At 39.4% G+C, this 21,259-nt stretch carries 20 protein-coding genes; 15 read left to right on the forward strand and 5 right to left on the reverse strand.

All coding sequences use genetic code 11. The annotated features are described in order from the left end of the window. Positions 1-7: 7 nt before the first annotated feature. From cyoE to P20429_RS05945, 10 genes are all read left to right on the forward strand, one after another. On the forward strand, positions 8-937 hold the full coding sequence (cyoE, locus tag P20429_RS05990; protein WP_002959598.1) for a heme o synthase: 930 nt from the start codon (positions 8-10) through the stop codon (positions 935-937). Then, positions 934-1,551, forward strand: coding sequence for an SCO family protein (locus P20429_RS05985; protein ID WP_007584954.1), 618 nt, complete (start codon positions 934-936; stop codon positions 1,549-1,551). Before cyoE ends, P20429_RS05985 begins: the two co-directional genes overlap by 4 nt. 152 nt (positions 1,552-1,703) lie before the next feature. After that, complete coding sequence (locus P20429_RS05980; RefSeq protein ID WP_002959595.1) at positions 1,704-1,976, forward strand: STAS domain-containing protein; 273 nt, start codon at positions 1,704-1,706, stop codon at positions 1,974-1,976. A gap of 8 nt (positions 1,977-1,984) precedes the next feature. Continuing rightward, positions 1,985-2,347 carry a response regulator gene (locus P20429_RS05975; RefSeq protein ID WP_007584956.1) on the forward strand — a complete coding sequence of 121 codons (363 nt, stop codon included), beginning with the start codon at positions 1,985-1,987 and terminating at the stop codon, positions 2,345-2,347. Between the two features lie 10 nt (positions 2,348-2,357). Further along, the gene (locus tag P20429_RS05970) at positions 2,358-4,448 is read left to right on the forward strand and encodes a chemotaxis protein CheA (protein WP_007584958.1); all 2,091 of its coding nucleotides are present in this window, start codon (positions 2,358-2,360) and stop codon (positions 4,446-4,448) included. Continuing rightward, on the forward strand, positions 4,445-4,930 hold the full coding sequence (locus P20429_RS05965; RefSeq protein WP_007584959.1) for a chemotaxis protein CheW: 486 nt from the start codon (positions 4,445-4,447) through the stop codon (positions 4,928-4,930). The genes P20429_RS05970 and P20429_RS05965 overlap by 4 nt, the downstream gene beginning before the upstream one ends. 45 nt (positions 4,931-4,975) lie before the next feature. After that, positions 4,976-7,282, forward strand: coding sequence for a methyl-accepting chemotaxis protein (locus P20429_RS05960; protein WP_007584960.1), 2,307 nt, complete (start codon positions 4,976-4,978; stop codon positions 7,280-7,282). A 79-nt stretch (positions 7,283-7,361) separates the two neighbouring features. Then, positions 7,362-8,192, forward strand: coding sequence for a protein-glutamate O-methyltransferase CheR (locus P20429_RS05955; RefSeq protein ID WP_007584961.1), 831 nt, complete (start codon positions 7,362-7,364; stop codon positions 8,190-8,192). After that, entirely contained in the window at positions 8,176-8,793 is a 618-nt protein-coding gene (cheD, locus tag P20429_RS05950; protein WP_007584962.1) for a chemoreceptor glutamine deamidase CheD, read from the forward strand. Before P20429_RS05955 ends, cheD begins: the two co-directional genes overlap by 17 nt. 8 nt (positions 8,794-8,801) lie before the next feature. After that, positions 8,802-9,833, forward strand: coding sequence for a chemotaxis response regulator protein-glutamate methylesterase (locus tag P20429_RS05945; RefSeq protein WP_007584963.1), 1,032 nt, complete (start codon positions 8,802-8,804; stop codon positions 9,831-9,833). Here the strand turns inward: P20429_RS05945 and P20429_RS05940 are convergent. Continuing rightward, entirely contained in the window at positions 9,823-10,860 is a 1,038-nt protein-coding gene (locus P20429_RS05940; RefSeq protein ID WP_007584964.1) for a polysaccharide deacetylase family protein, read from the reverse strand. The two genes, P20429_RS05945 and P20429_RS05940, sit on opposite strands and share 11 nt — an antisense overlap. A gap of 42 nt (positions 10,861-10,902) precedes the next feature. Between P20429_RS05940 and P20429_RS05935 the strand changes: the two genes are divergently transcribed. Beyond that, positions 10,903-12,174, forward strand: a complete 1,272-nt coding sequence (locus tag P20429_RS05935; RefSeq protein ID WP_033026980.1) for an MATE family efflux transporter — start codon at positions 10,903-10,905, stop codon at positions 12,172-12,174. A 14-nt stretch (positions 12,175-12,188) separates the two neighbouring features. Here P20429_RS05935 and P20429_RS05930 read toward each other — a convergent pair whose 3' ends face one another. Beyond that, positions 12,189-12,458 carry a hypothetical protein gene (locus P20429_RS05930; RefSeq protein ID WP_002959572.1) on the reverse strand — a complete coding sequence of 90 codons (270 nt, stop codon included), beginning with the start codon at positions 12,456-12,458 and terminating at the stop codon, positions 12,189-12,191. A gap of 9 nt (positions 12,459-12,467) precedes the next feature. Next, positions 12,468-13,043, reverse strand: a complete 576-nt coding sequence (gene nfuA, locus P20429_RS05925) for a Fe-S biogenesis protein NfuA (RefSeq protein ID WP_007584966.1) — start codon at positions 13,041-13,043, stop codon at positions 12,468-12,470. 146 nt (positions 13,044-13,189) lie between these two features. Between nfuA and P20429_RS05920 the strand changes: the two genes are divergently transcribed. Beyond that, positions 13,190-15,739, forward strand: a complete 2,550-nt coding sequence (locus P20429_RS05920) for a M14 family zinc carboxypeptidase (protein ID WP_033026977.1) — start codon at positions 13,190-13,192, stop codon at positions 15,737-15,739. Positions 15,740-15,963: 224 nt separating this feature from the next. On the opposite strand, the gene P20429_RS05915 is transcribed toward P20429_RS05920, so the two are convergent. After that, positions 15,964-16,641, reverse strand: a complete 678-nt coding sequence (locus P20429_RS05915) for a ComF family protein (protein WP_007584968.1) — start codon at positions 16,639-16,641, stop codon at positions 15,964-15,966. A gap of 74 nt (positions 16,642-16,715) precedes the next feature. On the opposite strand from P20429_RS05915, the gene bioH reads away from it, so the two are divergent. The 3 genes from bioH (at position 16,716) to P20429_RS05900 (ending at position 18,711) form a co-directional block, all read left to right on the forward strand. Then, positions 16,716-17,453 (forward strand): pimeloyl-ACP methyl ester esterase BioH, encoded by a 738-nt coding sequence (bioH, locus tag P20429_RS05910; RefSeq protein WP_007584970.1) that lies wholly within the window; start codon positions 16,716-16,718, stop codon positions 17,451-17,453. A 90-nt stretch (positions 17,454-17,543) separates the two neighbouring features. After that, on the forward strand, positions 17,544-17,852 hold the full coding sequence (locus tag P20429_RS05905) for a hypothetical protein (RefSeq protein ID WP_007584971.1): 309 nt from the start codon (positions 17,544-17,546) through the stop codon (positions 17,850-17,852). A gap of 4 nt (positions 17,853-17,856) precedes the next feature. Beyond that, entirely contained in the window at positions 17,857-18,711 is an 855-nt protein-coding gene (locus tag P20429_RS05900; protein ID WP_007584974.1) for a putative metalloprotease CJM1_0395 family protein, read from the forward strand. 72 nt (positions 18,712-18,783) lie between these two features. Here the strand turns inward: P20429_RS05900 and P20429_RS05895 are convergent, their stop codons facing one another. Next, positions 18,784-21,111, reverse strand: coding sequence for a Tex family protein (locus P20429_RS05895; RefSeq protein WP_007584975.1), 2,328 nt, complete (start codon positions 21,109-21,111; stop codon positions 18,784-18,786). Positions 21,112-21,259 lie beyond the last annotated feature (148 nt).

Genomic DNA, 21,259 nt, shown 5'->3' on the forward strand with positions numbered 1-21,259 from the left:
AAATATGATGGCACTTATAATTGATAAAAAAATACTGCTACCCGTTAATACTCAATCGCTAATTTCGCGTACACATAGTTTGCTGCAAGACTACTTAGCAATTAGTAAATTTAAAGTGGTAGCTATGCTGGTGCTAACAGCTTGGGTTGGTTTAGCGCTGGCTCCCGATGTAGGGCGCGGTATGGTCGTACAGTTTATTAGCTTGTTAGGTATAGGGCTACTTTCTGCTGCTGCAGCGGTTATTAATCATGTGGTTGATAGCGAGATAGACTCAAAAATGGCGCGGACTCGTCATCGCCCTGTGGCTAAAGGGCGTTTAAGTAAAACACATGCGCTTAGTTTTGCAGCTGTTATTGGGGTTGCTGGTTTTATTATGCTGATGGTGTGGGCTAATACCTTAACCGCTATATTAACGTTATTTGCATTGGTAGGTTATGCATTTGTTTATACATCATTTTTAAAGCGTGCAACGCCGCAAAATATTGTTATAGGTGGGTTGGCTGGCGCAATGCCTCCATTATTAGGTTGGGTGTCAGAAACAAACCAAATGGCAGCAGCCCCTTGGTTACTCGTAATGATAATATTTACCTGGACCCCACCACACTTTTGGGCGCTGGCTATAGCACGAAAAAGTGATTATGAACGCGCTAAAATCCCTATGTTACCAGTAACCCATGGTATCGATTTTTGTAAAACGTGCGTCGTTGCTTACTCTGTTTTACTCGCTGTTGTTTGCGTATTACCTTATTTAATCGGTATGTCTGGATTAATCTATTTGATAGGTGCATGTGTATTAAATGCCGTGTTTATATATAAGGCGGTCAATTTAAAAATTGCTGGAAATGATGAGACTGCAATGGACTTATTTCGTTTTTCGATTATTCATTTAATGGTACTCTTTGTAATCTTATTTATAGATAAATGGCTCCCTTTATGAAGCAGTTATGGCTTGGATTAATTGTTATTTTAGTTTCGTTTTTATCAGCATGTTCAAATGAAAATAGTCCACCAGATGTAGATGCATTAGTTTACGAAAATGCAAAGCCACTGTCTGATTTTACGCTAAACGATCAGCGCGGCGAATTAGTGACTAAGCAACAATTTTTAGGACAGTGGAATTTAGTATTTTTAGGCTACACAAGCTGCCCAGATATTTGTCCATTAACACTTGCTAAGTTAAATGCTGTTTATAAAAACTTACAAGCAGATTATCCGCTACAAGTTTGGTTTTTATCGGTTGATCCAAAACGCGATACACCAGCTAAACGAAAGCAATATATAGATTACTTTAACCCAGACTTTTTAGCTGTATCAGGGGAACATAAACACCTTTTTCCTGTTGTTCGAGAGCTTGGTTTAATTTACGCCATTAGCGATAGTAGTGAATCAGAATATGCTGTTGATCATAGTGCCTCGGTCGCTATGGTTGATCAAAATGGAGCCGTTAGAGCTATTTTTAAACCAGAATTTAAACAAGGTAGTGTGCCATTAATTAATGCGACGACTTTAACGCAAGAGTTTAAAAAAATAGCTGATTACTATAAAAACTAGTTTTTTACTTTTTACCAATTTTAAAGGAGCTTTAGGCTCCTTTTTTTGTATTTTAACGACAGGTTAAATTTAATTAAGCATTTTATGGCAATTTTAATAACTAGGGCTAAGCTTTTGTTATGAATTGAATTGACAGGGAATGCACTTACTAAATGCTAAAACTTCCGAGCGAACTTGCTATTACGCAAGTTGAAACACTACATCAAGACTTACTACACGAACTCAATAGCAACGATGATATCTGTCTTGATATTAACGATGTAATTTCTGCTGATACTGCCTCAATTCAACTTTTATGCGCCTTACAAAAACACCTACTTACTATACAGCACAAAATAATATGGGTAGGCAGTAGCGAGGCCTTAACGCATACAATTAATAAACTTGGCTTAAGCCAATACTTAACAACCGAAAGTAAAAGTTAGGGGTATATATGAAAAGAATTTTAGCGGTTGATGATTCAGCATCGATGCGTCAAATGGTGAGCTTTACATTAAAAACTGCCGGGTTTGATGTAACCGAAGCTAAGGATGGCAGTGAAGCTCTCGCTATTGCCAAGCAACAAGACTTTGATGCCGTGATCTCAGATGTAAACATGCCAATAATGGATGGAATTACATTAATACGAGAGCTGCGTACTTTACCTAGTTATAAATTTACACCACTACTGATGCTTACTACAGAGTCGGGCTTAGAAAAAAAGATAGAGGGTAAAGCTGCTGGTGCAACAGGTTGGATTGTAAAACCATTTAATCCCGATCAGCTACTAGCGGTAATTAAAAAAGTTATTCGCTAAGGAGCGCAGTGTGAGTATAGATTTAAGTCAATTTTTTGAAGTTTTCTTTGAAGAGAGTTTTGAAGGCCTAGATACCATGGAGGCTGAGTTATTAAACTTAGTGCCAGGTGAGGAAGATTTAGAAACTATCAACACTATTTTTAGAGCTGCTCACTCAATAAAAGGAGGCAGTGGTACTTTTGGCTTTAGCTCCGTTGCTGACTTTACTCATGTACTTGAAACACTACTGGATCAAATTCGCCAAGGTGAACGAGAGCTTAGTACCGAGCATGTCAATTTATTACTCAAAGCTGTGGATTGCTTGCGCGCTTTACTTGCTGCACTTCAAGGTGAGCAAGAGCCAGATTTAACTGAGGCAGATTTGTTAAAAGTACAATTTGAACATGTACTTGGAATGAAAAACGAAACACAAGAAAATAAACCTCAAAGCTGTGAAGAGCAAACAAGTAGTAACACCTATCAAATAGACTTTAAACCCCATCATCATTTATTTAAAACAGGAAACGAGCCACTGTATATGATCAGTGAGCTTGAAGAGCTAGGTGAGTTAGAAACCACAGTATTTTACGATGAAGTTCCAGAAATTACAGATTTGAGCAGTGATGAATGCTTTTTACATTGGCGCTTTTTTTTAGATACTAGCCATGATGAAAAAGCCATAAAAGAAGTATTTGAATGGGTAGAAGACGATGCCGACATAAAAATTGAATTATGCGGAGGCTTATTTGGCAATGATGAGCAAATACAACCTAATCAAGGTGAGATATCTAAAGCTGTTGAGCTTGAAACATCCGATTTAATAAAAGTAGCTGAGCTACCTAGTAAGCCAAAGCAACCCGCTGCTAATAAAGATAAAAAACCTGCAAGTACACCAGAGTCTACCTCCATTCGAGTTGGTATTGATAAAGTTGATTCGTTAATAAACATGGTTGGCGAACTTGTTATTACACAAGCTATGCTAAATCAACTCAGCGAACAAGAAATCACACCAGCCACAATTACTTTACTACAGGAAGGCCTAGCGCAACTTGCCCATAATACGCGTGATTTACAAGAAAATGTGATGCGCATTCGTATGCTGCCAATAAACTTTGTATTTAGTCGTTTTCCTCGATTAGTGCGAGATATAGCGCAAAAACTAAATAAGCAGGTTGAGCTAAAGTTGATTGGAGAGCAAACCGAGCTTGATAAAACAGTAATGGAAAAAATATCCGATCCTATGGTGCATTTAGTGAGGAACTCACTTGATCATGGATTAGAGACTGTTGAGCAAAGACTGGCGGCAGGTAAAGATCCCGTTGGCACAGTAACCTTAAATGCATTTCATCAGGGTGGAAACATTGTTATTGAAATAATGGATGATGGGCAGGGGTTAAATACAAAAAAAATAAAAGAAAAAGCCATCGCTAACGAATTAATCTCAGCTGATAACCATCTCAGTGACGATGAAATAAATGAGCTTATTTTTATGCCCGGCTTTTCGACAGTGGATGAGGTAAGTGACTTATCTGGTCGTGGAGTTGGGATGGATGTAGTTAAGCGAAATATTCAATCATTAAATGGCTCAGTGGAAGTAACCTCAGCGCCCGGTGTTGGTTCTACGTTTACTATTAGATTACCACTTACTCTCGCTATTTTAGATGGGCAATTAGTTAAGGTGGCTCAGCATACTTATATTATCCCGCTCATTTCTATTGTGGAATCTCTGCAAATTGATATTGCTAAAGTGAGTCGAGTGGGTAAAAACCTTGATGTATTGAGGCTTCGGGACGAATACATTCCTATTTTAAGGCTCTACGATATTTTTAATCATAAAAATGCCATTGAATCACTCGATAAAACGCTGCTTGTTGTTGTAGAAACAGATAACCAAAAGGTGGGTTTATTAGTTGATGATTTACTGTCTCAACAACAGGTTGTTATTAAAAGTTTAGAGGCTAACTATCATAAAGTTGATGGCGTATCGGGAGCTACTATTTTAGGCGATGGGCGTGTATCGCTGATTGTGGACATTAGCGGCTTAATAAAGCTCTCAGGTTTAAAAAAACCAGGTAGCCAAGAATTAACGATTGAAACGCAAGCCACTTTGGAGGCGTTATGAGCTCAGAGCAAAGCCAGTTAAGTAATCAATTAAATCTTCAGCAACAGCAAGGTGTAAAACAGTTTTTAACTTTTATTATGGCTGATGAAGAATACGGCGTTGATATTTTAACAGTACAAGAAATTCGCAGTTGGGAAGAAATTACAGTATTGCCCAATGCGCCTGAATTTGTAAAAGGCGTTATTAATTTACGTGGAACAATAGTGCCAATTATTGATTTACGGTTGCGCTTTGGATTACCAAGTGTCGACTATGGGCCATTAACGGTGGTTATCGTTGTCAAAATAGAATTTGAACTAGGTAGTAAAATTATAGGTGTTGCTGTTGATGCCGTTTCTGATGTTTACAGTATTGCGGAGCAAGATGCGAAAGCGGTTCCTAGTTTATCTGAATCGAATAATTGTGAATATGTAGCTGGGTTGGTGAATGTTGGTGAAAAAATGGTAGCGCTAATTGACCTGCAAAAAACAATGAATATTTAGCAAACAGAAACTAAATGAATAATAAACTTAAAGGTGGTGATGAGCATGGGATGGTTTAGTAATCCAAAGCAGTCAAAATCAAGTAATGATTTAATTGTAGACGCATTGAATAAATCATTAGCGGTGATTGAGTTTGAACCTAACGGAAAAATAATTACTGCAAATATGAATTTTCTAAACGCGATGGGCTATCGCCTTGAAGAGGTTCAAGGCCAGCATCACTCTATGTTTGTTGACCCAGATGAAGCTCAGGGCAACGATTATAAGAACTTTTGGCAACGCCTGCGTAATGGCGAGTTTATCTCAGATGAGTTTAAGCGTAATGCAAAAGGTGGAACTGAGGTATGGATCCAAGCAACTTATAACCCAATTGTTGATGAGCAAGGGCAAGTATTAAAAGTAGTTAAGTTTGCCACCGACGTGACCGAGCAAAAGTTAATAGCAGCAGAAGCTTCAGGGCAAATTAGTGCTATAAGTAAATCTCAAGCGGTTATCGAGTTTAATTTAGATGGCACTATTATTGATGCCAATGATAACTTTTTAAATGCACTTGGTTATCAACTTAGCGAGATTAAAGGTCAGCACCATAGGCTTTTTATTGAACCCGAACATGCAAATAGTATCGAATATAAAGAGTTTTGGGCCAAACTAGGTCGCGGTGAATTTGATTCAGGGGAATATTTAAGAATAGGGAAGCAGGGTCAGGAGGTTTGGATTCAAGCATCTTATAACCCAATTTATGATATGAACGGCAAGCCGTTTAAAGTGATTAAATACGCATCTGATATTACTGAACAAAAAGAGCTTGAAAAAGCATCTCGTAAAGCAGCCGATTTAGCAAATGCGCTTAAAGTTTGCCAAGCGAACGTAATGATTGCTGATGAAGACCTTAATATAGTATTTGTGAACGATCGTGTTCAGCAAATGCTAAAAGTCCGCGAAAAAGAATTACAAACTGTATTACCAAGCTTTTCTGTTGATAATTTAATTGGCACCTGTGTTGATGATTTTCATAAGCACCCTAATCATCAGCGCGATTTATTAAAAAATCTCGATAAGCCTCATAAAGCCGAATTACTTTTAGCAGGTGTCACTTTCACCTTAATTGCTTCACCTTGGATTAGCCAAGATGGAAAGCATTTAGGCACCATTGTTGAGTGGGAAGATAGGACCAATGAGGTTGCGCTTGAAAAAGAAATAGCCGAACTTATTAGCGCTGCAGGTAATGGCGAATTAGATACAAGAGTCGCGGAAGAAGGCAAGGAAGGATTCTTTTTACGTTTGGCTCAAGGGCTAAATAGCTTAGTTAAAATAGTTGATGATGCAGTTGCTGACACGGGCAGTATGCTCGATGCGATGGCAAATGGTGATTTATCAAAACGAGTTGAAAAAGAATATAAAGGCTCATTTGATAAACTCAAACGCGATGCTAATGCTACGGCAGATAAGTTAACGGAAGTGATTAATCGCATTAATTCATCGGCAACGCTTGTAGCCAGTGGTGCAGAGGAAATCTCTCAAGGTAATGCTGATTTAAGCCAACGTACAGAAGAGCAAGCCTCGTCACTTGAAGAAACAGCGTCGAGCATGGAAGAGATGACTAGCACCGTTCGCCAAAATGCTGATAACGCAAAAGTGGCAAACGATTTAGCAGAAGAAACATGCGAAAAGGCGATTCAAGGTGGTGAGGTTGTAAATAGAGCAGTTACGAGCATGTCGGCAATTAATGAGTCGAGCAAGAAAATTGCAGATATTATTGGTGTCATTGACGAAATAGCATTTCAAACTAACTTATTAGCGCTTAATGCTGCAGTAGAGGCTGCAAGGGCTGGTGAACAAGGTCGAGGCTTTGCGGTTGTTGCAGGTGAAGTGCGTAATTTAGCACAGCGCTCTGCAGGCGCAGCGAAAGAAATTAAAGAGTTAATAAGAGATAGTGTAGGCAAAGTAGCTGATGGCTCTCAATTAGTTAATGAGTCGGGCGCTACACTTAAAGAGATTGTTGTATCGGTACAAAGAGTGACGCAAATGATTTCTGATATTACAGAGGCATCTGAAGAACAAAGTGCGGGTATTGAACAAGTTAATACCGCCATCTCACAAATGGACGAAATGACGCAACAAAATGCCGCCTTAGTAGAGCAAGCCTCTGCCGCTGGCGAGTCTATGGCTGAGCAAGCTAATGAGATGCGCCAACTACTCAACTTTTTCTCAATAGGTCAGCAAGAGATGGCGATGATTTCGCCGACTATGCGCACACCTAAATTATCTCATAAGTCGCAAAGCAGTTTTGTAAGTAATAAACCCAGAGGCGATAACTTTGTAGACTCTGCTGATGAATGGGAAGAATTTTAACAACCAATCTTCTTATATACCTCGCTGAATACATAATCACAGCGAGGTATTATTTGGCAGGCTAAATTGAGAGCGAACAATGAAAGAGTTTTTGTGTACCGACCGCGACTTTAAAGAAATTGCCAGTTTAGTTTATAGCGCATGTGGAATTGTATTAGGTGAGCATAAGCGAGAGATGGTTTATTCACGCTTAGCAAGACGTATTAGAGAGCGAAAACTAACTGACTTTAAAGCCTATTTAGAGTATTTAAATAGCCATAAAGATCAGGAGTTTGATGCCTTTATTAATGCAATAACAACTAACTTAACGTCTTTTTTTCGTGAAATACACCACTTTGAATTTATAAAATCTGAGCTTGTACCTGCTCTCTTAAAGGCAAATAAAAATAGTAAGCGAGTAAGAATCTGGTCTGCAGGTTGCTCAACAGGAGAAGAGCCCTACAGTTTGGCGATGACTTTAAATAATGCATTTCCGAGCAATTGGGATGTAAAAATACTAGCAACCGATTTAGATTCTAATGTATTGGCAAAAGCACAAAAGGGTATTTACACCGCAGCGAATGTTAACGGCTTAGATGACGTGCAACTTAAGCGTTGGTTTTTAAAAAGTAAAGACGGTGAAAACTATAAAGTTAAAGATAGGCTAAAAGAGTCTATTTCATTCAAGCGTTTAAACTTATTGCAAGATTGGCCAATGAAAGGAGCATTTGATCTTATTTTATGTCGTAATGTTGTTATTTACTTTGATAAAGAAACAAAAGATCAGCTTTTTAAGCGTTACGCCAATATATTAAATGAACAAGGTTATTTGTTTTTAGGTCACTCAGAAAGTATGGGAAAAGAGCATACGCAATTTAAAAATTTAGGGAAAACTATGTACCAAAAGGGACAAAATGCACGCAGAGTTTAGGCCGGTATTACCTAACTTTGAACATATTAAACGATATTGGGACTCGGGCCGAGGTAGCGTTGTTGCTAAAGTGCTTCCGGGTGAGTTTTATGTTTCTAAAAATAATGAGCTGATCTCTACAGTTCTGGGTTCGTGTATTGCGGCTTGTGTTTACGATGAAGTACTAGGGATTGGGGGCATGAATCACTTTATGTTACCAATTCAAAAGGGAGTAGAACTTAAGAATGCGCATAGTTTAAGTTGTCGGTATGGCAATTGGGCTATGGAGTATCTTATAAACGAAGTTTTAAAAAATGGTGCGTCTCGCCGTAACCTAAAAGTAAAACTTTTTGGTGGGGGTAAAATTATTAGTGCGATGACTGATATAGGGCTGGGTAATATTAGTTTTGCAGCGGCGTATATTAAAGAAGAGGCATTAAATCTAGTTGCCCACGATATGGGTGGACCATGGCCACGAAAAATATTTTTTCATCCGAACACCGGTAAAGTTCATATGAAAAAACTTAAAAACCTACATAATAATACGATTGAAAAACGCGAAGTCCGTTACTTACAAAACCTTAAAAAGCAAGAAGTAGTAACTGATATAGAGCTGTTTTAGGAGTATGCATGATTAAAGTATTAATAATTGACGACTCCCCCTTAATTAGGCGTTTACTCACTGAAATATTACAGCAAGCTAAAGATATTACGGTAGTGGGGAGCGCTGAGGATCCCTACGAAGCTCGCGAAATGATAAAAAAGTTAAATCCTGATGTATTAACGCTCGACGTAGAAATGCCAAAAATGGATGGCATTAGTTTTTTAAAAAACTTAATGCGATTAAGACCAATGCCAGTAGTGATGATTTCAACACTGACCCAAAAAGGCTCTCCTATTACACTCGAGGCACTCGAATTAGGGGCTGTTGATTTTATAGCTAAGCCTACTAATAACGTAAGAGAGCAATTGAGCCAATATGCATCACTTGTTCAACAAAAGGTGCGAATAGCTGCTGGAGCAAGAGTAAGAAGCTATAAAAAAACGGTCGTCACAAATGAGCCTATTAATACCCATTCTCAATTTTTACTTAATAAAGTAATTGCGATAGGTGCTTCCACGGGGGGTACTGAGGCTATCAAAGAAGTACTTATTAAAATGCCACAAAATTGCCCGCCCATTGTAATTACTCAGCATATTCCTCCTGTGTTTAGCGCCTCATTTGCTGAGCGAATGAATCGTACATGCACGATAAATGTGAAAGAGGCTGAACATGGCGATAAGCTTAGCACTGGCTGGGCTTATATAGCACCAGGTGGTTTTCATTTAAGTATTAAAAAGCGAGGTGTTAGCTTGTATTGCCAGCTTGATGATGGCGAGCCGGTCAACAGACATAAACCTGCGGTAGATGTGCTGTTTAACTCATTAGTTGAGACAGGAGCTAAAAACGTAGTTGCAGCCATACTAACAGGGATGGGGAGTGATGGCGCAAAAGGGTTACTTGCACTAAAACAAAACGGTGCGTATACCTTGGCTCAAGATGAGTACTCATCGGTGGTATGGGGTATGCCTAAGGCTGCCGCTGAGTTAAATGCAGCAGACGAGATAGTTGCGCTGGATAAAATAACCCAGCGACTACTACATCAGGCAGTTAAGGTTTAGGCGCTTCAATTACCCAAGGCTGCGAAAACCAAAAATAATCACCAGGGCTAGAAATAGAAGGGGCCGTACAATTAAAACGAGAGCGTCCTTTATTAAGCACCTTTGGTGAGGTTATTTCGACTGTATTTTTATTTACCCATTTTAAATCTGCTTGGCCTACGCTTGATACGTAACAGGCAAATTGGCTTTTATGAAAGTCACCCATTTTAAATTCAATTGTGAGCGTGGGTGGATTTTGTTGTGTAACGCTATCTTGATAAGTTAAATTGGTGATATTAAACGCGCGTGAGTTAAGCTTAGTAATAAGAGTTTCTAGTTTGCTGTAAAAGCCTGATGCAGGAAAACGTGGTAAGCGGCTAAAATTAGAGTCTTTATTTACAGCGCCGGAGTGCTGACCAATACCCACAAAACCAAGCTCTGTCACAAGTGCTTGCAGCTCGTTATTAAACTCACCATACGGGTATGCTAAGTATTTATAGTCGTGGCCTATTTCTTCTTTTATACGCTTTTGAGAGCTAATAATATCTTGCTTAATACGTGATTGCCATTGTGCATCGGTTTCGTTTTCAAGCTTAAGGTGTAAGTAATCATGTTGTCCGCTATGATTGGCTATTAATGCCCCTTTTTTAGATAATTCTTTGAGCTTATCCCACCCCATTACGTAGCTGATGCCCTCGTCGATTAATTTAGGATTTACAAAGATAGTGTACGGGTAGCCAAACTTTTCTAAAATAGGCGCGGCTTGTTCATAGTTATTGTTATAACCATCATCAAAGGTGATGGCGACAGTTTTATCAGGTAAGGTTTCACCTTGCTGAAGTGCGTTTATTAAGTCATTAAGAGGAATAACGTTAAAGTTGTGCTCTTTTAAATAGCTCAAATGTTTAGTGAATGTATTGGCGCTAACGCTTGTTACAGCGGGTAGGGTTTCACTAACATGATGATACTGTAAAATAACGGCTGCTTGAGCCCGCACAGATACACTAATGAGGATAAATAATACTAAATGAAACAATTTCTTATACATAATAAGGCACACCATAAAAGCTTGCTGTTGTTAGCGGGTCCGATGATACTATCAAATATCACAGTGCCGTTGTTAGGAATTGTTGATACTGCTGTAATTGGGCACTTAGGAAGCGCTCATTACCTAGCGGGTATTGCCCTTGGCTCTGCAGTTATATCTATTTTATTTTGGCTTGCTGGTTTTTTAAGAATGAGCACCACGGGACTCGTGGCACAAGCATACGGAAAAAACGATTTAACCCAACTTGCCGCTTTACTTAAACGAAGCCTATTGCTTGCAAGCGCAGTGGCCGTGCTATTAATTGTGTTATCCCCATTAATAAAGCACGCTATAGCTTACCTCTCCGCCGCCAATAGCGACGTACTTACCCAAGCGTATCAGTATTTTAGCATTCGTATTTTTAGTGCTCCAGCAGCATTATGTAATTTAGTGTTACTGGGGTGGATGCTTGGTGTGCATTATGGTCGAGGTCCATTTTATTTATTACTCGTCACTAATATCGTTAATATAGTACTCGATATTTATTTTGTTGTTTATTTAGATTGGGCAGTTGCAGGCGCTGCGTGGGCTTCACTTATTGCTGATTATACGGCTTTAGTATTTGCACTGTTTTTAGTGGTTAAACTAGCTAAAAAACAAGACATTGATCTAAATGTACCGAATTGGTTGAGTATTAGCAAAATGGCTGAATTATTGAGTTTGAATAGAGATATATTTATTCGCTCTTTAATACTGCAATTATGCTTTAGTTTTATGACGTTTTACGCAGCGCGTATAGGCGAAACCACATTAGCTGCTAATGCTGTTTTACTTAACTTTCTAATGTTGGTGAGTTTTGCTCTTGATGGCGTTGCTTACGCGTCTGAGGCAAAAGTAGGGCAAGCTAAAGGCCAAGGAAGCGTTAAAAATATAGAGCTTTGGGTTAAAATAAGTGTATTTTGGGGCATGCTTTTTGGCGTCTTATATAGCGCTTTTTTTGCATTATTCGGCAGCGGTATAATCAAGCTTTTAACCAATGTGCCAGAGGTTATTGAAGAGGCAACACACTATTTACCATGGCTAATAGTGTTGCCTATTTTGGCCATGAGTTGCTTTTTGTTTGATGGTGTTTTTGTAGGGCTTACGCGAGCAAAGAACATGCGTAACAGTATGATACTTTCAGCTGGAGTTGGCTTTTTTGGTGTGTTTTGGGTGTTTATAGACTTGCAAAATAACGGGTTATGGCTGGCTATGAGCTGTTTTATGTTAATGCGCGGGCTTACATTAATAATTAAATATCACCACTTAAAAATAAATAATCAGCTATTAGATTAAACTAAATAAATGGTTTATTTCCAGAGATCGGGGTCGTGGTGTTTAGGGCCCATATCTTTTAAAACTTGTGAAAAACGATTAGCAAAAATACCGCAGTAGCCCCAACCGGCAAAAAATAATGCGGGGAGTAAAATTATAACGCCAATTATTTGTAAGCTGTAGTGAGTGTAATACCCAATAGATATGAATATCACGGCTAGCACAAACAGTGCTAAGCCGCGAAAAAAGCGCTTTAAGCTCAGCTTAGGGTTGCTCCCTAAGCGATAAATAAGCTGCTTTAGCATTTAGAAGGCCTAATAGTAAGAGTGATCGCCCGCTTCGTGCTCTGTTATATCAGCAACACCGGTGATTTCTTCAAACTTAGCTATCATTTCTTTTTCAATGCCTTCTTTTAGCGTTACATCGATCATAGAACAACCGTTACAACCACCACCAAACTGAAGTATAGCTATACCTGCAGCTGTAATTTCAACAAGGCTTACTTGACCACCGTGGTTAGCAAGTTGTGGATTTACTTCGGTTTCTAGCATGTGCTGTACACGTTCGTTTAACGATGCATCGTTACCTATTTTACGCGCCTTTGCATTTGGTGCTTTTAGCGTTAACTGAGTACCCATTTTGTCGGTAACAAAATCGATTTCAGCTTCTTCTAAAAATGGAGCACTTTCTGCATCTACAACGGCATCAAAACCGTTAAAGTTTAGGCGAATATCGCTCGCTTCTACAGCGTCTTCTGGACAATAAGACACACCACATTCCGCTTGTGATGAACCAGGGTTTACAACAAACACACGAATATTGGTTTGTTGTGATTGATCTGCTAATAGTTTAGCAAAATGCGCTTGCGCTGTTTCGGAAATAGAAATCATAAAACCATCTATACTTGACTAAATTACTCGGATACTGCGTATCATACTCCGCTCATCGTGTTGCGGCTAGTGTTGAGCGTAAAAAGTTGGCATCTATTTTAAGCAATGGTAGCGTGCAAACAACGAACATTTTTTGAGTGATTTATATGCGTTTGGTATTAACATTAATGGTGGTGTTGCTTAGCTTTTCAAGTGTAGCTAAGCCACTTTCGTATTATTTTGAACAAGATGTAAAATTTGACCCTTCAATTCCTACTCCTGAGCAAGTACTCGGTTACGAAGTAGGAGAGTGGCACGTGAGACACGATCAGCTCGTACGTTATATGGAAATACTTGCTGATAAAAGCGACCGTATAAATTTTGAGGTGATTGGCCGCACGCATGAACAACGCCCGTTAGTAATGCTAACAATTACTGCTGCTGATAAGTTATCAAGCATAGAGCAGACACGCCAAGCTCACTTAGCACGCTTAAGTAATAACAGTAGTAAAGCACAAGACGATCCTGCCGTTGTATGGATGGGTTATAGCGTTCATGGTAATGAGTCATCAGGTAGTAACTCATCTTTGCTGGTGGCATATTACTTAGCTGCTGCACAAGGTACTGAAATAGATGAGCTATTAAATAACACGGTTATTTTACTCGACCCTTCACTTAATCCTGACGGGCTTGCTCGTTTTGCTAATTGGGCAAACAGTAACCGAGGCATGAACTTATCAAGTGACCCTAAAACCCGTGAACATGTTGAAAACTGGCCAAGTAGTCGTACCAATCACTACTGGTTTGATTTAAATCGTGACTGGTTATTACTACAGCATCCTGAATCGCGCGCGCGTATTGCTAAATTTCATCAGTGGAAACCAAATGTCTTAACCGATTTTCATGAAATGGGGCCTAATAGCAGTTACTTTTTTCAACCAGGTATTCCAAGCCGTAAACACCCAATAACACCTGATGAAAATGTAACGTTAACTAAAGCGATTGCTAACTATCACGCAAAAACGTTAGATGAAAACAACGCACTTTATTTTACTGAAGAAAGCTTTGATGACTTCTATTACGGTAAAGGTTCAACCTATCCCGATGTAAATGGTGGCATAGGCATTTTATTTGAGCAGGCAAGTTCTCGTGGACATATTCAAGAAACTATAAATGGACCTTTGAGCTTTCCTTTCACTATTAAAAATCAACTGTTAACGAGTTTATCTACCTTTAAGGCAGCAGTTGATAACCGCCAAGCGTTATTGGATTACCAAGCTAAATTTTATAATCAGGCTACTGATTTAGCCAGCGATGAAAGCTTTGAAGGTTATGTTGTTGAAGGTGCAAGCGACAACACCCGTATTATGCACTTTTTAGAATTGTTAAAGCAGCATCAAATTAACGCTTACCCACTTACTAAATCATTAAAAGCAGATGGTAAGAATTTCAGTACACATAGCTATTTTGTACCATTAGCACAACCACAATATCGTTTGGTAAAAGCGATTTTTAGTGAGCAAAAAAACTTTGCCGATAATACTTTTTACGATGTATCTGGCTGGACATTAGCGCATGCGTTTAATTTGCCATTTTCTAAAGTTAAAAGTAGTTGGGGATTAAAGGTTGCTGATAAAGCATGGGAAAAAGTAGCAACCCCATCATTTTCTTCACTCACCGAAGGTTACGCATTTGGTTTTTCGTGGGATGATTATTTAGCACCTAAAATGTTAAATAGCTTATTACAGCAAGGTATAAAAGCACGTGTAGCGCTAAAAGCATTAACGGCTAAATCAACATCAGGAGAAATTAATTTTAAACCTGGAAGTATTATTATACCGGCTGGACTACAAACAAATACAGATTGGATTACCTTGCTAAATAAAGCACAAAATGAGTTTGGTATTGCAATCAAACCTATTACATCAGGTTTAACAAGCAAAGGAGCCGATTTAGGGTCGCGATCAATGGCGGTTGTTAGTGCTCCAAAAGCACTGCTTATTGGCGGGCAAGGCGCAAGCCAGTACGAAGTCGGCGAAGTGTGGTATTACCTAGATCGCTTTGTAGGTGTTGCACCAACAATTGTTGAAATGAACCGCTTTAGTTCACTCGAGTTAAGTGACTACAGTCATATTGTGCTTGCTCATGGCAATTACAATAGCTTATCTGATGCCGACAAAGTTGCTATTAAAAGCTGGGTAAGAAAAGGCGGCGTTATTTGGGGTCACAAAGGCGGTGCTAAATTTTTAGCTGATCAGCAATTACTCAAAGCAAGCTATCTATCACGACAAGATGTAGCAAGTGCATTTAAAACGACAGATTTAAGTTATGGCGATAAAGATCATTTAGCAGGACGTCAACGCATTGCAGGTGCTATTTTTAATACTAATGTAGATTTAACTCATCCGCTTACATTTTCACTTAAGCGTAATACATTGCCCGTATTCAAAAACAGTACTTGGTTGCTAGAAGCTTCCGATGCTCCGTTCGTAAATGTACTTACCTACACTAAAAATCCATTATTGGCAGGCTTTACCGATGCCGTTAATGTTGAGCAAGTTGCTGGCGGCGCAGGCTTAATTGCTCACTCATACGGACGAGGTACAGTAATAGGCATGACCGACGACCCTGTATTTAGAGGTTACTGGTATGGGACTAGTCGACTACTAAGCAACGCTTTATTTTTTGGCCATACGTTTCGTGCAAATGGCGAATAATACTAATTCGCTTAAATTAAGTGATCTATTTTGAGGATGGAAAAACGTGTTGAGAGCTAGGCAAAAAATTCGCTATTTAGTTGTTCTCGGCAATTGCTCCTGCATTGCTCTACCTTCTGCATCCATGCAGTCGTAAATGAAAATTTTTTAACTCAGGTAGCGACACGTTTAGCCCCGTAAAATGATTAAGTATTATTGCGGATTGGTATAATACTTTTTAATAATTAAATAGGCGTTAAGCAAGTTGTAAAAGCCCACACTTGTTTAGCGCCTGCTTGTTTTAGTGCACTAGTAGCTGCGTTTAATGTTGCCCCTGTCGTCATCACATCATCAACAATAGCGACTGTTTTACCGCCCATATCCTCTGTACAAATAAAGGCATTTTTTAAGTTTTTAATACGCTTTGCTTTAGATAGCTCCGACTGAGCTTGTGTGTTTTTATTGCGAATAAGTACGTTACTCACTGATGCGTAATTAGCTAAACATGGTTGCCAAACTTGGCTTACCTGATTAAACCCGCGAGTAATGAATCGGCTTTTATGAAGAGGTAAAATAATAAAGGTATCTGGCAAAGTAGGGCTTTGCTCAAAAAACTGCGTTAATTGTTTTTGTATAACTTGCTGCAATGCCTTTTTATAATGAATTTGATTATTAAATTTTAGCCTTTTAAGCCAATGTTCAAAGGGAGGTTGATAAAAAGCACAGGCAAATAATTTATCAAACTCGCAATTAGGAAACATCTCAACAATATCGGGTCGATGCAGTAAATTCTTATGCTTACTAAAATCAAACAATGGTAAATCTTCAAGGCAATAATCACAAAGCCCTAAAGAGGTCGTAATCGTATTTTGACATTGCACGCAATAAGAGGGAAATAACCAATTTAAAATGGCTTGCTTCACTGACTCGCTCCTTGCATTGCAATCGCCTTTTTAAACGTTATGATGAGCCTAAGTTTGGTAAAGGTTAGGCAAATATGCAAAATGAGTTAGTGTTATTACATGGTTGGGGAATGAATCAGGGCGTATGGCAGTTAGTACAGCCAGAACTTGAGTTTTTATATTCAGGAAGTGCACGTAGCCTTGACCTACCTGGGTTTGGTAATAGCCATGTTTGCCCAAGCCCTTATACTTTGCATGATGCAGCAGAAACTTTAAGTAAGCAATTAAAGCCGAAGACCATTTTAATGGGGTGGTCGTTAGGTGGATTGTTTGCACTTTATATTGCTAAGCATTGGCCTGAAAAAGTATCAAAAGTTATTTTAATTGCATCGACTCCTTTCTTTGCTGAGGCAGATAATTGGCCCGGAATAAAAGCGAATGTATTGGCGCAGTTTAAAGAGCAGTTAGTTAATCATCGAGAAAAAACAATAGAGCGCTTCTTAGCTATTCAAGCGATGGGTAGCGAGTCGGCGCGTGATGATATAAAGCTGCTTAAACAATTACTAAATCAGTACAGCGCACCACAAAGCGACGCCCTGAGTGCTGGTTTAGATATTTTACAAAACGACGATTTACGCGATTTATTTGCTCATTGCCCAGTACCTATCAAAGGAGTATTTGGCCGACTTGATGCCTTAGTGCCTTATAAAGCAATTAGTGAAATGTCAGTACTAAATACTGAGTTTGAATACGAGGTGCTAGATAAAGCGTCGCACGCGCCATTTATTTCTCATAAAAGTGAGTTTTTATCTGTCGTTAAATCAATGCTTTAAAATAGAGCTAAGAATAGCGCTGTTTAAAGCTTTATTTTGAGCAGAACCTGAGCGATAATTAAACAATGTTTATTTGGTGGAGGTTTTAATATGCCAATCGGATCTGTATTTAATAGTGGTGTAGAAGGGTTTAATCGAGCTAGCCAAGGTATTGAAAAAGCCAGTGCTGAGATTAACCGTGCCAGTATAGAACAGCAAGATGACGCGCAATTAGCGCAGCAACGTCAGCTTACAGCAGCACGCCCTGAAGAAGCTATTACTGCACCTGTAGCACAGCCTGCTCGTGTTGATGAAGCACTTGTTAACTTAAAAGTTGAAGAGTTTAATGCCAAGGCAAATACGCAATCAATTCAAACGGCCGATGATGTACTTGGCACGTTAATCGATATTAAAGTTTAGTATTATGAATATTGTCACGCCATTTCCTTCTATCAATATAAACACTGCAAATGTTTATACGGAAACTGCACGGCGTGACAACCAACTACGCGAAGTTATTCCTGCTCCCGCATCTAGTAGCGCAAGCAATACAGAAACCAAAGCGCAAAGTGATTCTGAAAAAGCAAAATTACCAGGCAGTAGCGATGGTGCGACGTATAACGCAACGGGGAAAATAGCAGACGAAAAGTCAGTTCAGCAGCGCGATGGAAACTCAGAAAACCCTGAGGGCTCTGAGGAAGAAAGTGAAGCAATTGAGAAAAAAGAATCTGAGCAAGAAGAGCTGCAATTAGAACAAGAACAACAACAAATTACAGAGCTAAAAGCACGAGATACTGAAGTACGAATACACGAGCAAGCGCACGCTTCTGTAGGTGGGCAACATGCTGGCTCGCCAAGCTATGAGTATCAACGTGGCCCAGATGGTACTAACTACGCAGTTGGCGGAGAAGTACAAATAGATGTGTCAGAAATTCCGGGTGACCCGCAAGCCACTATCGATAAAATGCAAACCGTGCGTGCTGCCGCATTAGCGCCTGCAGAGCCTTCGGGAGCTGATCGCTCTATTGCTGCAGATGCTACGCAAAAGCTAGCAGCGGCTCAAGCTGAGCTTGCACAACCTGAAAAAGAAGACGACGAAGACGCAAAAAGTAAGCTTGAAGCTTCATTCTCTAGCGATGAAAGCAACGATACAAAAACAGCTAAAAGTGATGAGCAAACACGTGATGCCGATGTTGAGGCACGGGCGGGGCGTATTGCTAACTTTTATCAAATGGCTACATCGCCAGCGAGCCAAAGTAGTTTTTCAGCGTTAAGTTAATAATTTAGCAAAACATAACCACAAAAAAACCGCTTACGCGGTTTTTTTCGTTTTAGCTTAGCTGTACAACTATTATTTTTTCACTTTAGCATTAGCGAACGCATCGGCAAATGCATTACCCATTAACGCATTACCGTTGTCACGTTTAGGCTTTGCAGCGCGAGGTTGCGAATTATTAGCACGTGCTTGTGGTTTTTGCGTAGCTGGCGCTGCTGACTTATTACTTGTGTCAATGTCGTCATCTAAGCGCATAGTAAAGCTTATACGTTTACGTGCAGCGTCTACTTCAACAACTTTAACCTTTACAATATCACCAGCTTTAACAACTTCACGCGGATCTGATATAAATTTATTCGTGATTGCTGAAATATGCACTAAACCATCTTGGTGAACACCTACATCAACAAACGCACCAAAATTAGCAACGTTTGAAACCACGCCTTCTAAAATCATACCTGGTTTTAGGTCACTAATTTTTTCAACACCGGCTTTAAACTCAGCTGTTTTAAATTCAGGGCGAGGATCTCGACCTGGTTTATCAAGCTCAGTAATAATATCGGTAACGGTTGGTAAGCCAAATTTTTCGTCAGTGTAATCGTTAGCAGCAAGTTTAGTTAAAAAGTCGCTGTTACCAATTAGGTTACTGACATCGACGCTATTGCGTTCACAAATGCGTTTAACAACAGGATAAGCTTCAGGGTGAACTGATGAGTTATCTAGAGGATCGCTACCATTGTTAATACGTAAAAAACCAGCCGCTTGTTCAAATGCTTTTGGCCCTAAACGCTCAACCTTTTTAAGCTCACTACGTTTAGTAAATGTGCCGTTAGCATCGCGATAATTAACGATATTTTGCGCTAATGTTTTGTTTAAACCAGATACGCGTGTAAGTAGCGGTACCGATGCCATGTTTAAATCTACGCCTACTGAGTTTACACAGTCTTCAACTACTGAAATAAGGCTTTGGCCTAATTGGCTTTGCGATACATCGTGTTGGTATTGGCCAACACCAATTGATTTTGGCTCAATTTTAACAAGTTCAGCAAGAGGATCTTGAAGGCGGCGCGCAATAGAGACAGCCCCTCGTATAGAAACATCTAAATCTGGGAATTCATTAGCTGCAAATTCAGAAGCTGAGTAAACCGATGCACCCGCTTCGCTAACCATAATTTTACTAAGCTTAAGTTCGCTGTTTGCTTTCATAAGCTCAGCAACCAACTTATCTGATTCGCGTGATGCAGTACCGTTACCAATCGCAATTAGCTCAACTTTATGCTGACGACAAAGTTGCTCTAACGTACGCACTGATTTATCCCAATGATTTTGTGGTGCATGAGGGAAAATAGTTTGTGTAGCTAGTAATTTACCTGTGCTATCAACAACGGCAATCTTACAGCCAGTACGAAGGCCTGGATCAAGACCTAAAGTAGTACGGGGGCCTGCAGGTGCTGCCATTAATAAATCTTTTAAGTTTTTAGCAAATACGTCGATTGCACCAGCTTCTGCTTTTTCGCGCATTGCCGCAAAAAATTCATTCTCTAGGTGTAATCCTAACTTAATTTTCCACGCCCATTGCACAACGTTTAATAACCAAGGACTTGCCGCTTTATATTTAATATCTAAACGATAATGATCTGCAATCATTTGAGCACACAATTGAGCTGAATTTTCAGAACTTGGCTCAGGATTCACACTTAGCTGAAGTATGCCCTCATTACGCGCTCTTAACATTGCAAGGGCTCGGTGAGAAGGTACCTTTTTAAGAAGCTCTTGATGCTCAAAGTAATCTCGATACTTTGTACCAGCTTGCTCTTGCCCTTTAATTAGCGAGCTTTCAATAGCGCCATTTTGACTAATGTGACTTCTAAACTTAGCAAGTAGCTTTGCATCTTCAGCAAAGCGTTCCATTAAAATAAACTTAGCACCATCAAGCACTGCTTTTGTATCAGCAAAGCCTTTTTCAGCATTAATAAATTGCTCTGCTTGTTGTTCAGGGTCTAGGTTTGCATTGTTAAATAACTCATTTGCAAGAGGCTCTAAGCCTGCTTCAATTGCTATTTGACCTTTAGTGCGACGTTTTGCTTTATAAGGTAGGTATAAATCTTCAAGCTCAGTTTTACTTTGTGCATTAGTTATATCGGCACTTAGCTCTGGCGTTAATTTATTTTGCGATTCGATGGTCGATAAAATAAAACTACGGCGCTCTTCTAGTTCACGTAAATACGATAAACGCTGCTCTAAAAGGCGTAATTGGGTGTCGTCTAGGCCGCCGGTAACTTCTTTTCTGTAGCGGGCAATAAAAGGAACAGTTGCGCCTTCATCAAGTAATTTTGTAGCTGCAACAACCTGTTGCTGCTGTGCGTTTAACTCACCGGCTAAACGTGCAGAGATATCGCTCATGCAAAAACCTTTTTATACAATAAAATAAGACCAGAAGCGTGTTACTGGCGCCGTTAATTGCTTGAATAATATCACAGGAGGTAGTAATAAAAAGCTCTTAAAGCAAGCTATTTCACTTGCTTTAAGATGGTTGGGAGGGGAGTAAATC

Origin of the sequence: Pseudoalteromonas sp. BSi20429, assembly GCF_000238895.1 — a bacterium.
Lineage (GTDB): Bacteria > Pseudomonadota > Gammaproteobacteria > Enterobacterales > Alteromonadaceae > Pseudoalteromonas > Pseudoalteromonas arctica.

What these genes read in the sequence shown, in the direction of transcription:
- cyoE (WP_002959598.1), top strand. Translation starts at nt 8, where the DNA reads ATGGCACTTATAATTGATAAAAAAATACTGCTACCCGTTAATACTCAA.
- P20429_RS05985 (WP_007584954.1), top strand. Translation starts at nt 934, where the DNA reads ATGAAGCAGTTATGGCTTGGATTAATTGTTATTTTAGTTTCGTTTTTA.
- P20429_RS05980 (WP_002959595.1), top strand. Translation starts at nt 1,704, where the DNA reads ATGCTAAAACTTCCGAGCGAACTTGCTATTACGCAAGTTGAAACACTA.
- P20429_RS05975 (WP_007584956.1), top strand. Translation starts at nt 1,985, where the DNA reads ATGAAAAGAATTTTAGCGGTTGATGATTCAGCATCGATGCGTCAAATG.
- P20429_RS05965 (WP_007584959.1), top strand. Translation starts at nt 4,445, where the DNA reads ATGAGCTCAGAGCAAAGCCAGTTAAGTAATCAATTAAATCTTCAGCAA.
- P20429_RS05960 (WP_007584960.1), top strand. Translation starts at nt 4,976, where the DNA reads ATGGGATGGTTTAGTAATCCAAAGCAGTCAAAATCAAGTAATGATTTA.
- P20429_RS05955 (WP_007584961.1), top strand. Translation starts at nt 7,362, where the DNA reads ATGAAAGAGTTTTTGTGTACCGACCGCGACTTTAAAGAAATTGCCAGT.
- cheD (WP_007584962.1), top strand. Translation starts at nt 8,176, where the DNA reads ATGCACGCAGAGTTTAGGCCGGTATTACCTAACTTTGAACATATTAAA.
- P20429_RS05945 (WP_007584963.1), top strand. Translation starts at nt 8,802, where the DNA reads ATGATTAAAGTATTAATAATTGACGACTCCCCCTTAATTAGGCGTTTA.
- P20429_RS05940 (WP_007584964.1), bottom strand. Translation starts at nt 10,860, where the DNA reads ATGTATAAGAAATTGTTTCATTTAGTATTATTTATCCTCATTAGTGTA.
- P20429_RS05935 (WP_033026980.1), top strand. Translation starts at nt 10,903, where the DNA reads ATGATACTATCAAATATCACAGTGCCGTTGTTAGGAATTGTTGATACT.
- P20429_RS05930 (WP_002959572.1), bottom strand. Translation starts at nt 12,458, where the DNA reads ATGCTAAAGCAGCTTATTTATCGCTTAGGGAGCAACCCTAAGCTGAGC.
- nfuA (WP_007584966.1), bottom strand. Translation starts at nt 13,043, where the DNA reads ATGATTTCTATTTCCGAAACAGCGCAAGCGCATTTTGCTAAACTATTA.
- P20429_RS05920 (WP_033026977.1), top strand. Translation starts at nt 13,190, where the DNA reads ATGCGTTTGGTATTAACATTAATGGTGGTGTTGCTTAGCTTTTCAAGT.
- bioH (WP_007584970.1), top strand. Translation starts at nt 16,716, where the DNA reads ATGCAAAATGAGTTAGTGTTATTACATGGTTGGGGAATGAATCAGGGC.
- P20429_RS05905 (WP_007584971.1), top strand. Translation starts at nt 17,544, where the DNA reads ATGCCAATCGGATCTGTATTTAATAGTGGTGTAGAAGGGTTTAATCGA.
- P20429_RS05900 (WP_007584974.1), top strand. Translation starts at nt 17,857, where the DNA reads ATGAATATTGTCACGCCATTTCCTTCTATCAATATAAACACTGCAAAT.
- P20429_RS05895 (WP_007584975.1), bottom strand. Translation starts at nt 21,111, where the DNA reads ATGAGCGATATCTCTGCACGTTTAGCCGGTGAGTTAAACGCACAGCAG.